The sequence below is a fragment of the Enterococcus asini ATCC 700915 genome (assembly GCF_000407365.1).
GTDB classification, from domain to species: domain Bacteria; phylum Bacillota; class Bacilli; order Lactobacillales; family Enterococcaceae; genus Enterococcus_C; species Enterococcus_C asini.
The window spans coordinates 306,353-329,421 of record NZ_ASVU01000001.1; the positions used below are offsets into that span (position 1 = coordinate 306,353).

Genomic DNA, 23,069 nt, shown 5'->3' on the forward strand with positions numbered 1-23,069 from the left:
GTTTATTCTCCGCTTAAAATCATGCGGACGTCTTCTTCTGTCAATTGTTGGATTTGGGTTTCATTGCCGCTGATGACTTTTTGGAAGAGTTCTCGTTTTTCGTTTTGCAACAAATCGATTCGCTCTTCAATCGTTCCTTCTGCGATCAATCGCCAAACTTCCACCACTTTTTGTTGCCCAATCCGGTGAGCGCGCCCGGCAGCTTGTTCTTCCACCGCAGGATTCCACCAGAGATCGTAAAGAATCACTGTATCTGCCCCGGTTAAGTTGAGTCCGGTCCCCCCAGCCTTCAAGGAAATCAAGAAAACATCTTTCTCTCCAGCGTTAAAGGCATCTACCATTTCAATCCGTTCTTTAGGCGGTGTGGAGCCGCGCAAGTAGAAACTCGTTAAGCCAAGCTTGGTGAACTCTTCTTGAATGATGTCCAGCATCCCGGTGAACTGGGAGAAGAGTAGAATTCGGCGACCATTTTCCTTAGCGGCCACTACTAAGTCCTTCACTTGCTCTAATTTTCCTGAAGTGCCTTCGTAGTCGCTTAAAAAGAGTTTCGGATCACAACAGATCTGCCGCAAGCGGGTCAACCCAGCTAAAATCCCAATGCGGTTTTTCCGGAAAGCTTGAGAGTCCATGCCATTGATCTGCTCTTGCATCTGATGCAAGTAAGCCAAGTACACCGTTTTTTGCTCCGGTGTCAGACCACTGTAATAATTCCGTTCTCGCTTGTCCTGTAAGTCGTGGAGCACAGTCTTCTTATCCCGCCGCAAGACGAAAGGTCGAATCATTTTCGCTACTTCTTCTGTGGCTAGCTCCCGGAATTTCTGCCGTGTGGGGAAGAAACCTGGCATGATCATTTGGAACAAGGACCAGAGTTCCTCTAAGTTGTTTTCAATCGGCGTACCACTTAAAGCAAAGCGCTTGTCAATGGACAGTGAACGCAAGGCGTGAGCGGTTTTGGTGGTACTATTTTTCACCATTTGCGCTTCATCCAAAATCAAATGGGTGATGAAACGTTCCCGATAGACTTCGATATCTTGTCGCAAGCTGGCATAGGAAGTGATGTACACGTCTGCCGGCTGAGCTAAAAGTCGTTGCCGTTCGCTTTGATTTCCGGAGATGACTTGCGTGGTCAACTCCGGCGCAAAACGACGGAATTCCTGTTGCCAGTTATAAGTCAATGACGCCGGCGAGATAATCAAGCCTTGTAATTCACCCGCTTGTTTTTCCGACAAGAGATACGTGATTGCCTGTAATGTCTTCCCAAGCCCCATTTCATCGGCTAAAATGCCCCCAAAATGATAGTGGCTCAACATCTTTAACCAGCGAAATCCGGTTACTTGATACGAACGCAAGTCGGCGTTTAAACCCTCGGGTAATTTTGCTGGAAACTCTTCTGGATGAAGTAAATCTTTCACCATCCCATGAAAAGCTTCAGAAAAAGTCACATGGTCTTTGTCCAAGCGTTCTTCCAAGGCAAGCCCTTGGGATAAAGGCAATTGCACGTGGCCTTGCGAGCTGGTCAACTGCTCCCGTAAAGATTTCAGCGCTTTACTGGTTTCCTGATATTCCTCGGAATCAAACGTGATGACTTGCCCATTTTCCAAAGTGTAAAAATGATCATTCGCCAATAAGCTCGCCAAAACCGCGTCGATTTCCTTTTGATCGATACCAGAAATATCAAACTGGATGTCCAGCCAAGACCCTTCTTGATCTACCGTGAGTTTTGGTGGATGATTTTTGGCATCGAGATAGAGTTCCCGAAGCTTTTTCCCCATTAGGACTTCCCCAATTTGACGCAAGGCCGGTACTTCCTTAGTAAAGAGATCAAACACGCCAATTCCAGAAGGCAGTTCCTTTTCAAAGCCTCGATCATTCGGCCGATAGCCTAGCTGTTGCAAAAGATGTCGGGCCCGTTCTTCTTTTTGATAGTCTCGCAAGACTTCTCCTTGACCCTTTGCCGGTTCTTTCGTGTGTTTGGAATCACTGGAAAAGACTACAGTGCCGTATTGATAATCCAATTGCACTTGGACTTTCCCTTGTTTTTTCCGCAAAATAAACTGGACGGTCAAGGGTTGGTCACTGATATAGTCATAGACCACCTCTTCTACAGACACTTCCCCTAACTGGCGCAATAAGGGCAAGACCTGCATGAACAAGACGGAAAGTTCCTTTTGCGGATAATGAATCTCTGCTGTGGGGAGGCGTTTTAGTAATTGCTCCAAGACCAGATTGATTTCCACTTGTCGCGGGGTTAATGCATACAACTGCTGATCCACCACACCCCAGTGATAGTGACTGAACAAAGCATCAAAACGGCGGTCACAAGTTAAGCGAAAACCCTCTGCATCTTTTGTCACGGAAAAATGCAAAGGAGTCCCTTCATGAAAGACAATTGGGGAAATCTTGCCTGTATCTAGTTGCAAGATGCCACCTAATTCACTCATAGCCTCCAATAAGTGACGGCCTAAAGCTACCGGCAACATCAAATATTTCTTGTCTAGCTTGCCCTTGTTTAAAATTCCCGTCTGCCCGATTAATTCCTGAGTGGCAGCTAAGCCAGCCAACTCTTGCAACAGACTGTTTTCGTCGGGGGTAAAGGCTTCTGTGCCCAATTGAAACTGGTATTGCTTATTGACCAATAGTTTCTTTTCTTCTTGATAACTTTGTAAAAAGCGATAGATGTTTTTTACCACATAATTCCGACTTTGATCTCGCTTCCCTAGTTTCAACGAGATGCCTAAAACCGAGAGCTCCGGATGAAACGGATTGGTCTCGATGGCTTCGATTTGAAATTGTACTTGCAAGGCTTGGAATTGCTTGCCTTGACTACTGCGCACATGGGCAAAGCCACTGGAAAACATTTCTGAAGGGGAAAAGTCAGCGGCTTTCACCAAATCATCGCTTTTAATCCGCCGGCCCTTGCCTTCCTGGCGCAAATAGAGTTCCACTGCCACCGTGTGCTTGCAGTAATGGTGCTCCTCCCAATACAGACACTGGCAATAGTCCTCTTCTTTGGCTGTGGCATCTAAATCCACCAAGTACAGCTCACTGCCTAAGACTTCCCCGTGCCAGACATTGTTTCCTGCATCCGGTGTCACCGACAAGACTCGGCCTTCTTTTACATATTGACGCCCACGTTCAATGACCTTTTCTGGAATACTCCATTTCATTTTCCGTTCCTCCGATTTACAAATCCACTTACTCTTTATTATGCCACACTATGCTTGCAATTCGATGCGACTTTGCCCGGTACCTTGGGCTTTCACCAACAATTTGCGACTAATCCGCTCTTTTAACTCCTGCACATGACTGATGATACCAATCAGTCGGCCTTCCGTCTCAATCATACTCAACGCTTCTAAGGCCATCTCCAAAGACTCCTCGTCTAGCGAACCAAAGCCTTCGTCGATAAACAAGGCTTCAATGGGAATACCCCCGGCGCGATTTTGAATCACATCAGCTAAGGATAAAGCCAGGGCCAAAGCGGCGATAAAGCTCTCCCCCCCTGATAAGGTCTGAACCCGCCGCGTCTGCCCGGAGTTGTCGTCGTAGATATCCACGTCCAAACCCTTTTGCCCTCGGCCGCCAGTATCTTTTTCCGCTAATTGAAACTGGTAGCGTCCTTTGGTTAAGCGCAAGAGGCGTTCATTGGCCACCACCAAGACTTCTTGGAGATACTTTTGCAAAATATATCGTTCCAGACTCGTCTTGTAGCGATTTTTCCCGCTAATCGTATCTGTCAATTGAGTCAGTTCACTTTGCCGAGCGACTAAGGCTTCATTTTCTTTGATTAACTGGACTAGTTGCGCCTGAATCTGTTCGTTGCTTTCCTTTTGTGCCAGGCAGCTAGCCAGTTGATTGCGCAATTTTGTCGTCTGCTCTTGGGCTTCTGCTTGTTTTACGCTTAAAGTAGCCAAATCCGGTGGCACTTTGTCGGCTAATCGCTGGGTCACTTTCTCTTGGCTGCGAGTCACATAATCCCGTTGTTGCTCGTACTTACGGACTGTTTCTTGTAAGACCACCAATTGCTCCAGTCCTGTCACCAAGTTTCGAAACGCTGCTTCACTGGTGGGACTGGGAGCTTGGGCTAAGCAATCTGCTACTGCTTTTGTCGCAGTATCCGCCGTGATACGAGCTTTTGCCGCCTGCTCTGTTTGCTGGGTTAGCGTAGCACTTAAGGCAGTCCGCTCTTGCTGCAATTGCGTCCCTTTGTGTGCAAAAGCTTGCAAGCATTGGTTTTTCAGCTGAATCTCTGTCTCTAAGCTTTTGATTGCCTCTTGTAAATCACTTAACGAAATACCATCTAGCTGTCGGTTAAGGCTAGTGATTTCCCCGTCTAAGCGATTTTTTTGAGCCTGGGCTTCTTGTTGTTGCTGAGCCAGTTGTTCTTTTTCAGTGGCCAAATGGTCAACCGTCTCACTTAGGCTTGCCAGTTGCTCTTTTGCTTGGGCGCTTTCAGCCAAAGCTTTGGTCACCTGGTCTTGTAGTTCTTCGTATAATCCAAGACTAGTAGCTACATCCCCGGGCTTTTCCTGAGTAAAGTGTGCCAACTCTGCCGTAAATTGGGCCAAAATCTCTTGGCTAGCCGTTAGTCCCTGTTCTTTTTGGCGAACTAACTGATCCACTCCTTGGATTAAATGATCCATTTCGGCATACGCCAAGGTGCTGGCTTGACTCAGTTCCTGCCACTGAGTTTCTAATTGCGTCAGCCGGGATTCATTTTCCCCGAAATCTACTGTGGGTAGCTCCGTTACTTGGTGGGCGGGATGTTCCCGTGAACCGCAGACCGGACAAGGCTCCCCAGGCAATAAATCTTGCGATAGCTTGGCGATCATCAACGCCGCCTGCCGACTTTTTACTTGTAAGAGCTCGGCTTTGATAGTCGCCGCTTGTTCTGCCAACGCTTGAGCTTTTTGCCGTTGACCATCGCTGGCCACTGTTTTCTCACTGATTTCTTGAGCCAAATCCTCTTGCTCTTTGGTCAATTGAACCAAGCGCTCTTTCAATGGTGCTAGCTGGGTCAGTTGCAGTTTTTTACTTTGTAATGCCTGCGCCTCGCCCACAAGAGACTTTAGCTTTTCCTGCTCTTTGGCCAAATCGTTTTGCTGCTTTGTTAACTTGTCTTGCACCTGAGCGAATTGTTTCAAAGTTTGTCTAACCGCTGAAACTTCATCAGTCAACCGTTCATGCTGCTGGGCCACGGGCAATAATAATTCTTTTTGTGTCAGCTCTTTTTGCTCTTGGGCCAATGTTGCTTCCGCTGATTGTAAAGTGGTCTTTTCTGCTTCCCAAGCCGCTAGCTGTTCTGCTAGCGACTGCAACTGGGTCTTTGAAGCTGCAACTTGTTTTTCGTAGCCTTCACAGGTGCTTTGGCTTTGGTCCAGCTCGCGTAAAAGATGTTGATTGGACTGAGCCCAGGTTAAGGCTGCAATCTCTTTTTGCATATCTAAAATCTCGGGCGCTTTTTCGGCTAACTCTTTAGCTTGAATGTCTAACTCGACTTGTTCATCAAAGAATCCTTGCAATTCCTTGCCTTGGTAAAAGGCTTGCTCCGCTACTTTTTCAGCTGCTTGGGCAGAAGACACCGCTGGTTCCAGATCACTGATTTTGTCTTGTAAGCTAGCTAAATCTGTTTGCCACAAGTCTGGCAATTCCCTCCAAGAAGTTACCGTTTGCGGTTGTTCCCATTGAAAGTGTTCCGCCACCGTGGTAGCTTTCACAGACAAAACTTCTAGAGCTTCTGTTCCAGCGGCTGCCTGATCTTTCAGCCAATCAGTTACGTCTTGATACAGTTGGGTGTCAAAGAGCTTGCGCAAAACTTGTTCTTTTTCCAGACTAGAAGCTACCAAGAAATTGCGAAACTCTCCTTGGGGCAACATGATAATCTTAAAAAACTGGTCTGCCGTGAGATGTAACAAGTCTTGGATGTACTTGTCCACGCCCTTGGTTAATTGCTCTTTTTCCTGACCTTGATCATCAAAGATTACGAGACTGGTTTTTGCTGCTTTTTTCGCCAGTCCTTCCCCTCGTGTGCGAGTCAAAACTTGTTCTGGGCGCCGAGTGATTTCATAGGCAAAGCCCCCGTGTTCAAAGGTAAACGAGACCTCCGTAGCCTCACTGGCCACAGCAAAACTCGAACGCATTTCTTTAGGGGAGCGCAGTTTTCCCGAGGTCTGACCAAACAAAGCATAGGTCATGGCATCAAAAATCGTCGTCTTACCGGCGCCGGTTTTCCCACTGATTAAAAAGAGGCCTTGGCCATCGAAAACCCGAAAATCTACGGTTTCATCGATAAAAGGTCCAAAATTCTTCATCCTTAGTTTCTGTGGTTGCAAACTTGCTCCTCCTACTCTTGATTTTGTGCCCCAAGGCTGTCTTCTAGCCACTGGCTTTGTTGTTTGGTCAATTTTTCCTGCGTCATCTCATAGAAAAAATCCGCCATCACTTGTTCCGGGGACTGACTTTCTGTCTGCTTAATCTCCGTCGAACGCTCGATACCGGCAGTGCGTTCCAGACCTAAAATCCGGGGATAAATGCCTCGTAAAGTATTCATCAAATTGGGAATCACGCCCCGATTGGTCAACTTGATTTGCAAAAAGTCTTCCCGCTGTTGGTTTTGATAAAAGACCGGGTCTAGCAGTTCTTCATAAGAAGCCTCCAATATCCGGACCTCGTGTTCCGGCACCAAAGGGATAAAATGTCGAGTACCCGCTGTAGTATCCACGAGAAAAACACCTTTTTCCTGATGGGCCTCGGATAAGGAGAATTTCAAAGGTGAGCCGCTGTATTGAATCGTCGGGTGTTGCAAAGCATTGCGTCCATGAAGATGACCTAGCGCCACATAATCAAAGTCGGCCAATAATTCCGCCGGTACGCTGTCCAAGCCCCCGACTTCGATCTTCGTTTCCGAATCACTGCGTAACGAACCCGCCACAAAAAAATGCGTCACTAAGACATGGCGGAGTTTGGGATCAAAGGCGCTCTTGATTTTAGCAATCACTAGCTCCATGGCTTCTTGGATGCTGCGAACTTCTTCGTCAAAATACAGTCGAGCGGCGATGGGCTCAAAATAAGGCAGCAAAAAGAATTGCGTATCTCCTAAAACGACCGGAGTAAAAGCTTGTTCCAAGTTTGTATGTAAGTAAAAATCGGTTTGTGTATACCAAGGACTTCCCGTGGCTAGTCGCGTGCCACTGTCATGGTTGCCGGAAATGGCTAAAACCGGTAATTGTTCTTGTAAGTTCAAGTGTTGAATTTTTTGATTTAGTAGCGCCACCGCTTCTACCGGGGGCACCGTGCGATCGTACAAGTCTCCGGCAATCACCACCGCCTCCACTTTTTCTCGCAACGCAATCGCTGTAATCTGATCGAGAATCTTCCCTTGATCCGCTAACAGATCGTAGCCATTGAATTTCTTGCCCACATGCCAGTCTGCCGTATGCAAAAAGCGCATCCTCTCAGTCCTTTCAAAAAAACTCCTTCTCGCCATTATATCACTTTTTGCCAAGCCTCGCCGGGTTCGCTGGAAAGAAGCTGTCGAGAACAACAAAAAAGTCGGACCTCCTCAAAAGGGAGGTCCGACCGATGCTTATTTTGCGTGATAGGTAAAGTTGGGATCGATTTCTTGATCCAAGGCATCAAAGGCGCTTTGAATCCGGCGCTCCACTTCCGCTAAACCGGCTTTATCCATCTTCTTAATATCAGAAATGTCAATCGGGTCGCCAAAGCGAGTCACGACTTTTTTCCGCGCCAACAACCCTTTAAAGGTCACCGGCCCTTGATAGACACAAGGCACGATGGGCACTTTGGCCATTTTGGCAATCAAAGCCATGCCGCCTTTTAATTCCGAAGAATGACGGGTCCCACTGGGAAACATCACCAAGCCTAACTCGGTATTTTTCAAAAGCTTAATCGGTGTTTTCACCGCACTTGGTCCCGGCTTGTCCCGGTCTACGGGAAAGGCATTGCAATGCACCAAAATAAAACGCAAAATGGGATTTTTAAACAGCTCTTCTTTGGCCATAAAGGCAAACTTCTTGGGAGAGGCCCCTAGCGCCATGTATAAGGGGTCCCACCAAGTTCGGTGTGGCGCGACTAAAATATAATTGGCTTGACTAGGGAGTGCTTGACGGTTTTGAAAATCCGCCCGCCCGTTCAACAAGAGCAGCAACACTCGCACCAATCCGCGAATAAACGAATAAAACATGGGATCTTCCTTCCTACATTCATATCTTTTAGTATGCAAAACTTTTCCCCAAGTGGCAAGTGCTTTTTCCATTTTGCTTCTCAGGGCAGTCAATAGTATAATACAACTTGCTGAAAATGTACCCTGACAATGAAAACTCTAAACAAAATTACAAGATTAGGAGGCGGCCCCGTGACCTTACAACCCGGTGAACGCATCGATCAACTCTATGCTCAAAACGTCCAAATCATTCAAAGTCCTGAAGTCTTTTCCTTTTCCTTGGACGCGGTCTTATTAGCCAATTTTCCGCGGATTCCCAAACGGGGAAAGATTGTGGATCTATGTGCCGGTAATGGAGCGGTAGGCTTATTTATCGCTGGCAAAACCCAAGGTGCGATTGAAATGATTGAACTACAAGAACGACTGGCAGACATGGCCCAAAGAAGCGTGGCTTTGAATCACTTGGAAGACCAGATTACCGTGCATCAACTCAATCTAAAGGATAGCTTACAAGTAATTCCAAGCGACTCGGTGGATCTTTTGTTGTGCAATCCCCCTTACTTCAAGGACTTGCCTACCAATAGCAAAAATCCTAATCCCCATTTGGCTATAGCCCGACACGAAATCCACGCTAGCTTAGAAGATGTAGTAAAAGTCTCCAGCCAACTTTTAAAAATGAACGGACGCTTTGCTATGGTTCATCGGCCGGAGCGTTTCTTGGAAATCTTGCAAGTGATGCAGGACTATCGCATTGCCCCAAAGCGTGCCCAATTCGTCTATCCGAAAGCTGGCAAAGACGCCAATATTCTATTAATCGAAGGCATTAAAGATGGCAAGACCGATGGCTTTAAAGTCGCTCCGCCTTTAATCACCTATGGCAGTGATGGCACCTACACGCCTGCTATTAAGGAGCTGCTTTATGGTCGCCAGTGAGCATTATTTTTACGTCCTTCATTGCAAAGATCGAAGCTTTTACGGTGGCTATACCACGGATTTGTTGCGTCGCTTTTATGAACACAATTCCGGTAAAGGTGCCAAGTACACCCACCCGGCTAGTCGCCGGCCTTTGCAGATGATTCATGCCGAGCGCTTTGCCACCCGGGTGGAGGCTACCCGGGCAGAAGCCGCTTTTAAGCGCTTGTCTCGTGGGCAAAAGGAACGCTATTTAAAAGAGCATCTTGCAGAAAATTGCGCCCCAAGCCTTTCGGACCAGCAGAATTTCTTGACAAAAAAGGCCGAGTAAGAGATACTTTCTCTGTTAATAGGGGAATGATGTCTCCCTCAGTTTTTACTGAAACCGCAATGAACTTGCTAATGACTTCTGCCTCAGTTTTGGCAGGGGTCATTTTTTGCGTTTTTCCCTAATAAATGAAAAGCGAGGTTATGTACATGAACAAACAATGGCAACAAAAAGGTCTACTCCTACTGTTCAGCCTGATAATCGGACTCTTAGTCGGAGCCCTAGACGCTCTTTTTGGCCGGGTACTATTATTTGTCACAGATTTTCGTGGCCAGCACTTTTTCTACTTAATTCCTTTTTTGGCCATTGCCGGGATGCTCTTTATGGCCCTCTATCAAAAATACGGTGGCAAAAGTCTCCGAGGTATGGGGCAAGTCTTTCTCGTAGGTCACGAGGAAGAAGACGAAATTCCCCTACGCCTGATTCCTTTTGTCATGGTTGGTACCTGGCTATCCCATTTATTTGGGGGCAGTGTGGGTCGTGAAGGCGTCGCAGTGCAGCTAGGGGCTACCGTGTCCAACTGGTTTGGTCGCCAATTTTACTTAGAAAATCACAAGAGCAATCTAGTGGTTATCGGGATGGCTGCCGGATTCGCCGGCCTCTTCCAAACACCAATTGCCGCCACCTTTTTCGCCTTAGAACTTTTGGTGGTGGGAAAATTAAAATACGAAGTACTGCTTCAGTCATTGGTAGCCTCCTATGTGGCGAGCACCGTCTCCCACAGCTTAGGCCTGGAAAAATTCACCTTTGCCTTAGACGTACCCATTGAGTTGACTTGGACCTTGTTTTTACAATTAATCCTCTTAGGCATCCTCTTTGGTTTGACCGGTGGGTTGTTTGCCAAGTTACTCAGCTGGGGCAAGGCCGTCTTTCAAAACAAGATTCCCGATCCGGTTAAACGCATCGGCATCGGGGGCGTGGTTATCAGCCTTTGTATGTTGGCTTTGTATCAAGGACGCTACTCCGGTCTGGGTACCAATTTAATCGACATGAGTTTTCATAATGAAACCATCTACTTTTATGACTGGCTTTTAAAACTCCTGCTCACAGTCTTAACCATTAGCGTTGGCTTCTTAGGCGGCGAGGTGACCCCATTGTTCACCATTGGGGCAACTTTAGGCATCGTCTTGGCGCATTTATTGGGGCTGCCTTTGGTCTTTGTGGCGGCTTTAGGGTATGCGGCGGTCTTTGGTAGTGCCACGAGCACGCTCTTAGCACCGATTTTTATCGGCGGAGAAGTCTTTGGCTTTGCCTATCTGCCTTACTTTTTCATCGTTTGTGCCGTAGCCGCTGTTTTCAGTCGCGGACAAACCATCTACTCCCTGCAGAAACATTTCTAAAAAAAAAAGCGGACAATCTTGATTCAACCAAGATTGCCCGCTTTTACTTTGTTTATTTTCCTGCCCGTTTTACATAAGTACCTTCAGCCGTGTTGACTTCTAGTAATTCGTCTACTTCGACAAAGTCCGGTACGTTCACCACTAGGCCAGTTTCCATCGTTGCTGGTTTACCAGAACCGGTAACTGTCGCACCTTTAATTGAAGGTTGGGTTTCTACGACGCGCAAAACAACTGTGGATGGTAATTGCACCCCAATCACTTCGCTACCGTAAAATTGAATCTTCACTTCCATATTTTCCAAGATGTATTTCATCTCGTCGGCAATGGTATCCAAAGGAATTTCGTATTGTTCGTAAGACTCGGTATCCATGAAGAAGCCCATGTCGTCCATGGTGTACAAGTATTGTACGTTCTTTGTATCGATGTGTGCTTTTTCGAATTTTTCATCCGGTCTCAAAGTTGTATCGTAAGTGGCACCGCTACGAACATCGCGTAATTTCATACGCATTACGGTGTTCCCTTTTCCTGGTTTATGATGGCTCGCTTCTAATACTTTAATCAATTTCCCGTCTTGGATGAAAGTCATCCCGGCACGCAAATCACTTGCTGAAATCATGTTAATCCTTCTTTCCTATTCAATAGTCCTCGTCCATTTTAGCAAAAGCCCGCTAACTACGCCACCTTTTGCCCAGATTTCTTTCGGAAAACTAGCTCAAACCGTTAAGACGATTGTTATTTATGAGGATGGTAATCGACTTGGTATTCGTCGACTTCGATATAGATATAGGCTTTCTTATCGGATAAAGCCTGACGGATGGTGGCTTCGATTTCATTGATAATCCGATAAGCAGACCCTTCTTCTTGATCCACCAGGTCAATTTTGGCAGCAATCATGACTTCATCTGCTGACAAGTGCAAAGTCTTCAAATCAATCAAGCGTTTCACCTCTGGTCGCACAAACGCTTCTTTGATTTTCGCCAAATCACTGGCCGTAACACTTTCCCCAACAATCAGGCTGTAAAATTCCCGCGCCAAGAACAGTGCCGCAAACATCAGCAAAAGACCAATCAACAAACCGCTAAAGGCATCGAAAAAGGCATTTCCCGTCGCCATGGTCAACAAGGTGCCACACAAAGCCAAGAGCAACCCAATCACCGCACAAAAGTCTTCCGTAAAGATAATCAAAATTTCACTATGACGGCTTTCCCGTAAAAAGCGAAACAAAGGCAATTTTTCTTTGTTCAATTCACGGATTTCTTTCAAGGCGACTCGTAAGGAGCTCCCTTCCACTACCATCCCAAAGAGCAAAATGACAATGACGATTCCTTGATTGCCTACCTCATGGGCTGGGTGAAAGAGTTTTTCTCCGGCCTCCATGACCCCTAGCGCGCCACCACCGAAAAAGAGCATAGTAGCCACAATCGTACTAAAGAAGTACTTGGCCCGCCCTTCTCCAAACTGGTGCAGCTCGCTTTGTCTGCGTCCAGCCCGCTTGTCCCCTACTAGTAATAGGGCTTGGTTGCCACAGTCCACCACACTGTGGATTGATTCATTCAACATGGCCGCACTACCACTTAAAAGATAGCCGACAAATTTACTAATGGCGACTAAAATATTGGCCACTAAAGCAGCAATTACCGCCATCATGCCATTGCTTTTCTTTTCCATCCTCGCTCACTCCTTCTAGATTCTCCTTTATTATACGGGATAGTTCAAAAAAATCCTGAGATAACACCTGTAAACCGCAAAAGAGTCTGTCCGACCCGGGCCGAACAGACTCTTTTTTATCCTATTCCTTGAAAAACAAGGGCTTCGTATGGTTCAAAGTGCATTTTTTTTGTGAGTTTTTTACGCTCGCCATTGCCAAAGACATACTGATACTCTTTGTTCAGCAAGGCTTGTTTCATTGTTAACGTCCGGGCATTATCTGATAAATTCACGAGAACTAGGAAGCTTTCTCGCCCATCTTGCCGAACATAAGCAAAGATATCTGGATCATTAGCCGCGACTAAATCAAAACTTCCCTCCACAAAGGTCTCATGTTCTTTACGAAAAGCGAGCAGTTTTTGATAAAAGTGCAAAACCGAATCTGACTCATGGGACTCTTTTGCAACATTAATCCTTGAGTAATTTGGATTCACACCAAGCCACGGGGTGCCGCTGGTAAAGCCAGCATTTACTTCATCATCCCACTGCATAGGTGTACGCGCGTGGTCTCGGGTCCAATGAGTCGTCAACTGCAAGGCTTCTTCCGGGCTATGTCCGGCTGCCAAAAGCAAGCGGTACTGATTGTGGGAATCCTTAGCATCTACTTGATCAATCTCAGTAAAAGGAAAATTCGTCATTCCCAATTCTTGTCCTTGGTAAATAAAAGGCGTGCCTTTTAACAACAAGTAACAAACAGCAATCGCCTTGGCGGACTGGGGCGTTTCATTGCCTAGAATAGAATTAATCCGAGGATTGTCGTGGTTTTCCACGTACAAGGCATTCCATCCCGACCATTCCAAGTGCTTTTGCCAACGAGCGAGAACTTTCTTAAAACCTAGGACATTGATTCGTTCTTCCCCCGGCAAGCCTTGGCGCACATTGTGTTCCAACTCAAAAATCATGTCCAAATACCCAGTTTCATTGGTCCAATTAACCGCCGCTCGACTGGATACCCCGCTAGCTTCTCCCACGGTCATGGCTTGATGCTTGTCGAAAATTGCTTGAAGTTCCACCATGTAGTCGTCGATTCCCGTCACGTTCATAAAAGGTGCCCAGGGATTGTCTGTAATTTTGAAATCCCAAGGTTCTTTTTGAATATGACTAATAGCATCTAGACGAAACCCATCAATCCCCAGCTCCAACCACCAGTCGATCATTTGATACATTTCTTTTCGCAGTCGCTCATTCCGCCAGTTCACATCCGGTTGTTCCGGAGCAAAGACATGAAAATAACTTTCCCCGCTTTCTGGATCATACGTCCAAGTGGAACCGCCGAAAAAGCTTTGCCACTCATTCGGTGCTTTTGCTTCCGTGGCACTTTGCCAGTGGTAGTAATCTCGATATGGACTGTCCTTGTCTGCTTTAGCGGCTAAAAACCATGGATGTTGATCACTGGTATGATTGACCACCAGATCCAAAATCAATTTCAGACCGAGCTCGTGGGCACTTCGCAAGAGTTCTTGAAAATCCGCCATGGTACCATACTCTGCCTGAATTCCTTGGTAATCTGAAATATCATAGCCATTGTCCACATTTGGAGAAGTGTAAATGGGATTGAGCCAAATAAAGTCCACGCCTAATTCTTTTAAGTATGGCAGTTTTTGGATGATTCCTTGCAAATCCCCGATACCGTCGCCATTGCTATCATAAAAACTCCGGGGATAGATTTGGTAGCCCACCGCGTTTTTCCACCAACTATTCGCCGCCGTCATGATTCCGTCACCGCGACTACCATGGCTTCCCAGGGAGCCAACTGGCGATTGGTCAGTTCCCCGATCTCTCCTGGATAATTATGAATCAGCGTCTCTACTACTTGATAACCAGGTAAGTCCAAGGCCAGGTTTTCATTGGAGAAGTTTCCCACCACTAGCCAAGTCTGCCCTTCATACCGGCGCACATAAGCAAATAACTCCGGTGCCGTATCCAAAAGTTCAAAATCTCCCCAAACAACCAGGGGATGATCTTTGCGCAATTGAATCAGCTTTTGATAGGTGTAAAACAAGGAATTCTCATCGGCTAACGCTTGGGCCACGTTGATTTCACGGTAATTTGGATTCACCGCAAGCCACGGAGTACCAGTAGTAAAGCCGGCATTTTCACTATCATCCCATTGCATTGGCGTACGTGCATTGTCCCGACCTTTGCGATTGATGGATTCCAAAATCGCTTCTTTCGAGTAGCCCTGGGCCAACCGTTCATGATAGAGATTGATACTTTCGATATCCGCCACTTGGCCAATGTCCGTTACCGGAGCATTGGTCATCCCGATTTCTTCCCCTTGGTAAATATAAGGGGTGCCTTTCATCAGATGAAGGATAATCGCAAAAAACTTACCGGAAGCTTCTCGGTACTCTTGGTCATTGCCCCAGCGAGAAATCACCCGGGGCAAATCGTGATTTTCCCAGAAAAGTGAGTTCCAGCCTTCCGTGCCTAATTCCGTTTGCCAGCGAGCCAAGGCTACTTTTAACTCATTTAAAGGCAAAGGCGCTAAGTCCCATTTAGTCTTGCCCGGTTCTTGATCTAGCATCACGTGTTCAAACTGAAAGACCATGGACAACTCGTGACGCTTAGGATCCGAGTAGAGTTTGGCATTTTCTGGAGTGGCACCCCAAGTTTCCCCCACGGTTAACAGTTCTTTGTCGCCAAATGTTGCTCGATTCATCTCCTGTAAGTAGTCATGAAGTTTTGGCCCGTTGCCGATGATTTCTTTTTCCGGAATCTTGCCGATCAAATCAATGACATCCATCCGAAAGCCACCAATGCCTTTGTCGATCCAGTAGTTCATCATGTCATAGACTTCTTGACGCAATTGAGGATTGGTCCAATTTAAATCCGGTTGTTTTTTACTAAAGAGATGCAAGTAATACTGACCACTGGCTTCATCTAATGTCCATGCGCTCCCTGAAAAATTGGAAATCAAACCATTGGGCACGCCTCCATCTGCGGCCGGATCGCTCCAAACGTAGTAATCACGGTAAGGACTTTCCTTGCCTTTTTTGGCATCCACAAACCAAGGATGCTCATCTGAGGTGTGATTTACCACCAAATCCATAACAATTTCGATATTCCGACGCTTCGCTTCTTGAATCAACTGATCCATATCCGCCATGGTACCAAACTCAGCCATGATATTTTGATAATCAGAAATATCGTAACCGTTATCATCATTTGGCGATTGGTACACCGGCGACAACCAAATCGCCCCGATGCCCAACTCCGCTAAATAATCCAGTTTTGCGATAATCCCTTGTAAATCTCCGATGCCATCTCCGTCTGTGTCATAAAAACTCCGCGGGTAGACTTGATACACGACTACCTCTTGCCACCAATGTGTTGCCATGAAATATCCTCCTATCCAACTGACTCTTTCCTTATTTTGAAGTCTCCGCAAAAATCACGAAACCTTTTGGCGAAAGTAGTACTTCTTGATCACCTATCACGGCTAAATTACTCACCAAGAGTTTCCCTGAAAGCGCCACAGAGCAAGCTTCAGTTCCAGTTTCTCCCGTGTGAAAGACCCCGCTGATGATTCCTTCGGGTGTTCTACGACTAAGGCGAATCAAGCCAGCCTCTACATCCACTACGTCCCACTGCATTTCTCCTGCCGCTAAAATCGGTTGCCAGTCTTTTCGAAAGGCAATCAAGTCTTGGAAAAATTGGAACATATCTTGATCCTGTTCATCCGAATCCCAAACCATACACTTGCGACAATCCGGATCCATTTCCCCGGTCATGGCGTATTCATCCCCGTAATAGACACAAGGAACTCCTGGCTGCAAATAAGTAAAGGCCGTGACTTGCTTCATCAAGTCCTTGTCCCCTTGCGCTTCCGTTAAGATCCGTGGCGTATCATGGGAGTCCAAGACATTGAACTGCACTTGATTGGTTTGATCCCGATAGAGCATCAACTGTTGGTTGATTTCGGCAATCATTTGTTCCATGGAGATAATGCCTTTGACAAAGTAGTCTTTAATAGCATCCATGTAGGCGTAGTTCATCACTCCATGGAACTCGTCTCCTTGGAGCCAAGCCTGAGACGAATGCCAAATCTCTCCTAAAATATAAAAATCCCCTTTGGTCTCATCACAGACTTGGCGGAATCTCTTCCAAAAGTGATGATCCACTTCATTGGCCACATCAAGGCGCCAAGCATCGATGTCGAATTCTTCAATCCAATACTTCGCAATATGCAAGAGGTATTCTTGGACTTCGGGATTGGCCGTGTTGAGTTTCGGCATATGAGGCGTAAAGGCGAAAACATCGTAGGTCAAATCTTTGGCTTCTTCAAAATCATCTCCCGGTGTGTAACTTACAGGAAACTCATGAATATGAAACCAGTCCGCATAAGGAGAATCTGCGCCATTTTTGATAACATCTTGCCACTGAGGCGAAGTATCTCCCATATGATTAAAGACCGCATCCAACATGACCTTGATCCCCCGCTCGTGGCATTCTTGAATCAATTTTTTCAGTAAGGCTTCGTCACCAAAAGCCGGGTCCACCTTTAAGTAGTCAATCGTGTCGTATTTATGATTGGAGTATGCCTCAAAAATCGGACAAAAATAAATTCCGTTGACCCCTAGCGCCTCTAAGTGATCCAAATGATCCAAGATACCTTGTAAATCCCCGCCAAAAAAATCTTGTCGATCTGGCGCTTTTGATCCCCAAGGAAGCGTCCCTGCTGGATCATTACTTGTATCTCCATTGGCAAAACGCTCAGGGAAGATTTGATACCAAACCGTCTTTTTCGCCCATTCCGGCACGTGAAACCGATCGATTTCATGAAAATAAGGTAGGCGGAAATAATTATTGGGCATGGCTAACATTTCCTCTGTGTAAGGCAAGACCCCATGATCTCCGTAAAAGACTTCCGTATTGTCTGCGCCGATTAAGTGAAAGCCATAAGCCAAACGCTTAAAAGGTGCGCCGGTTTCACAGATCCAGTAATCATGCACATTAGTCGAGAGATAGCGCTTCATGGCCAGCGGTTCTTGACACCAGTCTTCGGCATTGATGGTGTAGGTGTCTCCATGAAGCAAATAGGCTTGCTTCAAATCTCCTTTGGCGGTCCGCAGACGGATCCGCAATGTATCGTTTGTATAGAGGAAAGCGAATTCACTTTCAGGTCGATGATAAAGCGCGGCTGTATTCATAGGTGATACTCCTCTCAAAATCATTTTTCAGCATCATTATGGCACAATCACAGTTCCAGTTCAAGAATTAAAGCAATCGTTTGCACATTTTTTCGTTAGTTGCTTATACCTGTTTTTGATTTCCACCCTTTAGTTGCTCAAGTGATTCTTGATAGCCCTCATTGAGATATCTTCACATTTCCCCAGTAAAAGAAAGTTTCTTCTACTACTTATTACCCTAGTCTTTCCCCTTATCACTGGTTTGTAGTATTTTGTTTAATCCAGCAAAAAAGCATTTTCTTCTTGACTTATAACGCAATCGATTGCATAATAGTGTTTGTACTTTGTAAGCGGAATCAAGTTCACTTGCAAAAGAATACAAACCACGTATGGAGGGAACAAGAAATGAAAGCAAACTGGAAAAAAGTTTTAATGAGCGGTTTAATGTTAGGCACGGCAGCGTTAACTTTAGCAGCTTGTGGCGGGGGCGACAGTGACACAGCAGCCAGCGATGGCGCAAGCGGCAAGGACGAAGCTGCCGTAGCGGGCGATTTGAAATTATGGGTCGACACCGAACACATGGATACCATTAAAGGACTCGTCAGTGACTTCGAGAAGGAATATCCCGATGTAAACGTGGAAGTCAAAGCAGCTTCTTCTGCTGATGCGAAGTCCGAAGTTTCCAAAGACCCGGAAAAAGCGGCAGACGTTTTCATGATGCCCCATGACCAAATCGGACAAATGGCCGAAGCAGGACTTTTATATCCAGTGGCAACAAAACAAGCAGAAGACATCAAAACCAACAGTACTGAAGCTGCTGTCAATGGTGTAACTTGGGACGATAAAATCTACGGCTTCCCTTATGGGGTCGAATCACAAGTTCTTTACTACAACACTTCTACCCTCTCTGAAGATGACGTTAAAACTTGGGAAACCATGACTGAAAAAGGGAAAATCGGAACCAACTTTGGCGAAGACGGCGCCAACTACATCTTTGGCCCACTCTTCATGAGTAATGGCGATGTGCTCTTCGGTGAAAACGGCGAAGACTTGCAAGGAACCAACTTTAACAACGAAGCCGGCGTACAAGTTTTAAGCTGGATTGCCGCTCAAAAAGACAATCCTGGGGTAGTTCAATCCGCAGATTCCGCATTGTCTAATTTGCAATCGGGTAAAACAGATGCCTTCTTATCCGGTCCTTGGTCTAAAAACGACGTTGAAAAAGCCCTTGGCGAAAACATGGGTGTAGCAGCTTATCCGACAATCGACTTCGGTGATGGCGCGAAACAAATGAAAGCCTTCCTGGGGGTAAAACTTTACGGCGTGAACCAACAAACCGAATCCCCATTAGCGGCTATGGCCTTGGCGGAATACTTGACCAACGAAGATTCACAAATGGAAGAATTCAAAAACATGGGCGTTATCCCATCAAATAAAGAATTGCAAGAAAATGCAGATGTTAAAATTGATGCAGTAGCCAAAGCGGTTATGGAAATGGCTGACCCTGAACACAGTGTTGTAATGCCGAAATTACCAGAAATGGTTTCCTTCTGGCCACCAATGGACTCCATCATCAATGACACTTACAAAGGCAATATCAAGCCCGCTGATTACCAAGCAAAACTCGACAAATTAGTTGCCGATATTTCCAAAGAAGTAGAATAGCAAAAAGTAGGTTGTAGCAAGGGGGATGGCCCACTTGCTACAACCTTTTCAAAAGAAAGTCAGGTGAAATGAATGTTTAAGTCGCAGCGTTCCAAATCGCTTTCCTTTATTCAATTATTCAAAAAAGGGGATCTTCCCACTAAGCTCTCATTCTTGATTATGGGCTCTGCCAATTTTGCCAACAAACAGATTCCAAAAGGCTTAGTCTTTTTAGCCACTCAAGTCGGAATTCTTTACTGGCTCATTACCAATGGCTTCCACGCCTTGTCCATGCTTCAATCCTTAGGAACGAAAAAACAAGGATTGGTGTACAACGAAAAACTAGGCATCGAAATTTTGCAAAAAGGCGATAACTCCATGTTGATCCTGTTATTTGGGATTGCCGCAATCTTAGTCTGCGTGCTCTTAGTCATCATGTATGTCATCAATCTAAAAAGCGCTCGCCACCTCTACGAACTAAAAGAAGTAGGTCAACCGATTCCCACTACTAAGGAAGATCTCAAGAGCCTAGTCAACGAACGTTTCCACGCAACTTTGATGACGATTCCTTTGATTGGGGTCTTGTTTTTCACGATTTTACCGCTTCTTTACATGATTTCGATCGCATTTACCAACTACGACCACAACCACTTGCCACCAAAAAGCCTCTTTTCTTGGGTAGGCTTCAAAAACTTCGGCAGTGTCTTGTCTGGAGATTTGGCTAGCACGTTTCTTCCCGTGTTAATTTGGACGTTGGTTTGGGCCGTTTTAGCAACAGTTACCAACTTCCTATTTGGGGTCATCTTAGCCCTTTTGATTCAGTCAAAAGGTATTAAGTATAAAAAATTCTGGCGCACGCTTTTTGTAATTACTATGGCCGTGCCTCAGTTCGTATCTTTGCTCTTAATGCGCAATCTCTTAAACGATGCCGGTCCGATTAACTCCTTATTGATGAATCTCGGCTGGATCTCCTCTGCGATTCCATTCTTAACGGATCCTTTAATGGCCAAGATCACGGTTATCGTAGTCAACATGTGGATCGGGATTCCGGTTACCATGTTAATTTCCACGGGGATTATTCAAAATCTAGACCGAGAACAGATTGAAGCCGCCGAAATCGATGGGGCCAACAAGTTCCAGATTTTCCGCAGCATCACATTTCCCCAGATTCTCTTTGTTATGTTGCCATCTTTGATTCAACAATTCATCGGCAATATCAACAACTTCAACGTGATTTACTTATTAACCGGGGGCTATCCTTCAAACTCCGACTTTTACGGCGCCGGCTCCACGGACCTACTGGTTACTTGGTTGTACAAATTAACGGTGGACAAGATGGACTACAACCTAGCCTCCGTCATCGGGATTTTGATCTTTATCCTCTCCGCCTTCTTCAGTCTCTTAATGTACACCCGCACGAATTCATTTAAGGAGGGCTAAATATGTCTGTCAAACCTAGCACTAGCAGTTACCATCGCAAAAAGACAATGACTACTGGCTTGATTTATGCCATTTTAATCATTTTAGCCATCGTCTGGTTATTCCCTATTGTTTGGATCGTTTTAACGAGCTTTCGTGAAGAAGGGGGCGCCTTTGTTCCCTACATCGTCCCTAAAAGCTTCACCTTGGATAATTACATCAAACTCTTAACCGACGCTTCAGGGAGCTATCCTTTCATCCAATGGTTCTTGAACACCTTTTTCGTGGCCGTAATCAGTTGCCTCTTGTCTACCTTGATTACGATTGCCATGGCATACTCCTTGTCTCGTCTACGATTTCGTTTACGGAAGCCTTTTTTGAAAGTCGCTTTGGTTTTAAATATGTTCCCTGGCTTTATGAGTATGATTGCTGTTTACTACATCTTGAAAGCCTTAGACCTGACCCAAAGCCTCTTTGCCTTGGTACTGATTTATTCTTCCGGGGCGGCCTTGACCTTCTATATCGCCAAAGGCTTTTTCGATACGATTCCCATGGCTTTGGATGAATCAGCCATGATTGACGGGGCAAATAAATTCCAGATTTTCACGAAGATTACTTTGCCTTTGTCTAAGCCGATTATCGTGTACACGGCTTTAATGGCCTTTATGGCTCCTTGGATGGATTTCATCTTCGCTAAGATCATCATGGGCGACCATGTGGAGAAATACACGGTGGCCATTGGGCTCTACACCATGATGACTCGGACTACGGCCAATTCACTGTTTATGACCTTTACTGCCGGCTGTGTGCTAATCGCCATTCCGATTACTTTGCTCTTTATCTACATGCAAAAATTCTACGTGGAAGGTATCACCTCTGGTTCAGTGAAATAGCGCCTCTAGCCAAGCAAAAAACCAGCTCAGCTGCGATGATTCGCAACTGGGCTGGTTTTAGCTTCGTGTCTTTTCAGGTGACCATTTATTTCGCAAAAGCACAAAAAGATGAAACAGGTCATAAAAACCCGATAATAACAAGGTTTATCTAAATTTTGACGGTTTAATCTCCGTCGCGCCAAAGGGAAAAACTTCGCATTTCTTTTTACTTCACGCTAGAATGAAAATGTAAAGAAGAGGTCTTGTAGGTTCCCCCAATTCCTACAAGGCGTCCAATGTCAGCTATAGCAAATCCCTGATTCTACCCCGTTTCAGGAAGCACTTGCGGATAGCTTGTTGGCTCTTTGTTTTACTCTAGCTGTTGTATCGGATTACTTGATCCCCATCTTGTAATCCTCCTGTATCTCCCTTTTTGATATACCTCCCCAACTTGCCGAAAGTTCCCTGCTTTCGGCTATTTTTTTGCCCCAAAAATTTCAACCTTCAACGCTCCAAAAAGCGCAAAATCTGATCATAAACCAAGTGATTATCCCGTTCATTTAGCACCTCATGTTTCATGTGTTCCATGACCACATTGGTTAAATTGTGATAGCCGATTTTTTCCAAAGTGGCTAGTGTATCTGCCACACCTTTTTTGCCCCCGGTAATCTTATCCTCGGCCCCTACCAAGTTCAAAATAGGCAAGTCTGGGTTTTCACAGGAATAACGGTCATAGGCTTTGAGCTGATGGTCGCCTTCCCAAATCGTCAACAAACTCCGCACCGGATAGCGCGGGACCATGCGCTGATCATTTTTTGCCCGCTCATTATTTTCCGGATTGTTGGATAACCAGTCTTGTTCTACACCGAGATTGCCGGAAAGGTAGTTTAAAAATGGCGAATGAGCCTGTTCGCCTTTTAATTTGACGTAGGCTTTTCCCACAAACAATCCTACTGGTACCACGGGATTGTAATTTGCCGTACCGGTTAACACCAGTTTGCTCAAACGCCCGTCTTGGCCTTGCAAATACCCCCGGGCCAAAATGGACCCAAAAGAGTGGCCAAAAAGAATCAGCGGTACACTAGGATAACGCGCCTGAAGCCAGTCACTAATCACCACTTGATCGGCCACCATAGCGTCAAAGTCCTTCATTAAGCCAAAGGCATCTTCGGAAGATAAGCTTTGCCCATGACCACGATTATCCGACAGCACCACGGCATAGCCCGCTTGATGAAGGAAGCGAGCAAAATCAAAATAGCGCTCCTTGTATTCCAAGGCCCCATGAATGATTTGGACGACCCCTTTTGGTTTGCTTAAATAAAATTCGGCTAAGGCGAGCTGATTGCCCTCACTTCCCGCAAGTGTGTGTAATTCATGATCCATCTTACTTTGGCTCCTTTCAAACTACTGACTGAAATTATCTGTACTTCTTATCATACGCTAGCAAAGAAAAGGGGGCAAACCTGAGAGGTTCAAAGCAGAAATAGTTGCATTTTTCAAGCAAAATGCGTATAACAGACTTAGAAGAAATAA

General features: G+C 45.7%; 16 protein-coding genes and 1 riboswitch. Of the genes, 6 read left to right on the forward strand and 10 right to left on the reverse strand.

From position 1 onward, the window contains the following. Positions 1 to 2: 2 nt before the first annotated feature. The 4 genes from I579_RS01545 to I579_RS01560 all read right to left on the reverse strand — a co-directional run bounded on the left by I579_RS01545 (position 3) and on the right by I579_RS01560 (position 8,203). Positions 3 to 3,167 (reverse strand): DEAD/DEAH box helicase, encoded by a 3,165-nt coding sequence (locus I579_RS01545; RefSeq protein WP_010752958.1) that lies wholly within the window; start codon positions 3,165 to 3,167, stop codon positions 3 to 5. 48 nt (positions 3,168 to 3,215) lie between these two features. Beyond that, positions 3,216 to 6,332 (reverse strand): AAA family ATPase, encoded by a 3,117-nt coding sequence (locus I579_RS01550; protein WP_010752957.1) that lies wholly within the window; start codon positions 6,330 to 6,332, stop codon positions 3,216 to 3,218. An 11-nt stretch (positions 6,333 to 6,343) separates the two neighbouring features. After that, a complete protein-coding gene (locus tag I579_RS01555; RefSeq protein WP_010752956.1) occupies positions 6,344 to 7,450 on the reverse strand; it encodes an exonuclease SbcCD subunit D in 1,107 nt (368 codons plus the stop codon). Between the two features lie 135 nt (positions 7,451 to 7,585). Next, positions 7,586 to 8,203 carry a lysophospholipid acyltransferase family protein gene (locus I579_RS01560; protein ID WP_010752955.1) on the reverse strand — a complete coding sequence of 206 codons (618 nt, stop codon included), beginning with the start codon at positions 8,201 to 8,203 and terminating at the stop codon, positions 7,586 to 7,588. A 129-nt stretch (positions 8,204 to 8,332) separates the two neighbouring features. Here I579_RS01560 and I579_RS01565 point away from each other — a divergent pair, with 129 nt between their 5' ends. From I579_RS01565 to I579_RS01575, 3 genes are all read left to right on the forward strand, one after another. Next, complete coding sequence (locus I579_RS01565; RefSeq protein WP_051091734.1) at positions 8,333 to 9,115, forward strand: tRNA1(Val) (adenine(37)-N6)-methyltransferase; 783 nt, start codon at positions 8,333 to 8,335, stop codon at positions 9,113 to 9,115. Next, the gene (locus tag I579_RS01570) at positions 9,102 to 9,425 is read left to right on the forward strand and encodes a GIY-YIG nuclease family protein (protein WP_010752953.1); all 324 of its coding nucleotides are present in this window, start codon (positions 9,102 to 9,104) and stop codon (positions 9,423 to 9,425) included. Before I579_RS01565 ends, I579_RS01570 begins: the two co-directional genes overlap by 14 nt. A 13-nt stretch (positions 9,426 to 9,438) precedes the next feature. After that, positions 9,439 to 9,513, forward strand: a riboswitch (Fluoride riboswitch). Between the two features lie 58 nt (positions 9,514 to 9,571). Continuing rightward, the gene (locus tag I579_RS01575) at positions 9,572 to 10,762 is read left to right on the forward strand and encodes a chloride channel protein (RefSeq protein WP_010752952.1); all 1,191 of its coding nucleotides are present in this window, start codon (positions 9,572 to 9,574) and stop codon (positions 10,760 to 10,762) included. Between the two features lie 52 nt (positions 10,763 to 10,814). Here the strand turns inward: I579_RS01575 and efp are convergent, their stop codons facing one another. The 5 genes from efp to I579_RS01600 all read right to left on the reverse strand — a co-directional run bounded on the left by efp (position 10,815) and on the right by I579_RS01600 (position 17,622). Continuing rightward, a complete protein-coding gene (gene efp, locus I579_RS01580) occupies positions 10,815 to 11,378 on the reverse strand; it encodes an elongation factor P (RefSeq protein ID WP_010752951.1) in 564 nt (187 codons plus the stop codon). Positions 11,379 to 11,494: 116 nt separating this feature from the next. Further along, entirely contained in the window at positions 11,495 to 12,430 is a 936-nt protein-coding gene (locus I579_RS01585; RefSeq protein WP_010752950.1) for a cation diffusion facilitator family transporter, read from the reverse strand. Between the two features lie 116 nt (positions 12,431 to 12,546). Then, the gene (locus tag I579_RS01590) at positions 12,547 to 14,181 is read right to left on the reverse strand and encodes a glycoside hydrolase family 13 protein (RefSeq protein WP_010752949.1); all 1,635 of its coding nucleotides are present in this window, start codon (positions 14,179 to 14,181) and stop codon (positions 12,547 to 12,549) included. Then, on the reverse strand, positions 14,178 to 15,809 hold the full coding sequence (locus I579_RS01595; RefSeq protein ID WP_010752948.1) for a glycoside hydrolase family 13 protein: 1,632 nt from the start codon (positions 15,807 to 15,809) through the stop codon (positions 14,178 to 14,180). The genes I579_RS01590 and I579_RS01595 overlap by 4 nt, the downstream gene beginning before the upstream one ends. Positions 15,810 to 15,840: 31 nt before the next feature. Continuing rightward, a complete protein-coding gene (locus I579_RS01600; protein ID WP_010752947.1) occupies positions 15,841 to 17,622 on the reverse strand; it encodes a glycoside hydrolase family 13 protein in 1,782 nt (593 codons plus the stop codon). A 384-nt stretch (positions 17,623 to 18,006) separates the two neighbouring features. Here I579_RS01600 and I579_RS01605 point away from each other — a divergent pair, with 384 nt between their 5' ends. The 3 genes from I579_RS01605 (at position 18,007) to I579_RS01615 (ending at position 21,557) form a co-directional block, all read left to right on the forward strand. Beyond that, on the forward strand, positions 18,007 to 19,266 hold the full coding sequence (locus tag I579_RS01605) for an extracellular solute-binding protein (protein WP_010752946.1): 1,260 nt from the start codon (positions 18,007 to 18,009) through the stop codon (positions 19,264 to 19,266). A 72-nt stretch (positions 19,267 to 19,338) separates the two neighbouring features. After that, positions 19,339 to 20,685 (forward strand): carbohydrate ABC transporter permease, encoded by a 1,347-nt coding sequence (locus I579_RS01610; protein ID WP_010752945.1) that lies wholly within the window; start codon positions 19,339 to 19,341, stop codon positions 20,683 to 20,685. 47 nt (positions 20,686 to 20,732) lie between these two features. Further along, positions 20,733 to 21,557: a sugar ABC transporter permease gene (locus tag I579_RS01615; protein ID WP_371168156.1), complete on the forward strand. Its 825-nt coding sequence runs from the start codon at positions 20,733 to 20,735 to the stop codon at positions 21,555 to 21,557. 483 nt (positions 21,558 to 22,040) lie between these two features. Here the strand turns inward: I579_RS01615 and I579_RS01620 are convergent, their stop codons facing one another. Continuing rightward, entirely contained in the window at positions 22,041 to 22,919 is an 879-nt protein-coding gene (locus I579_RS01620) for an alpha/beta fold hydrolase (protein ID WP_010752943.1), read from the reverse strand. Positions 22,920 to 23,069 lie beyond the last annotated feature (150 nt).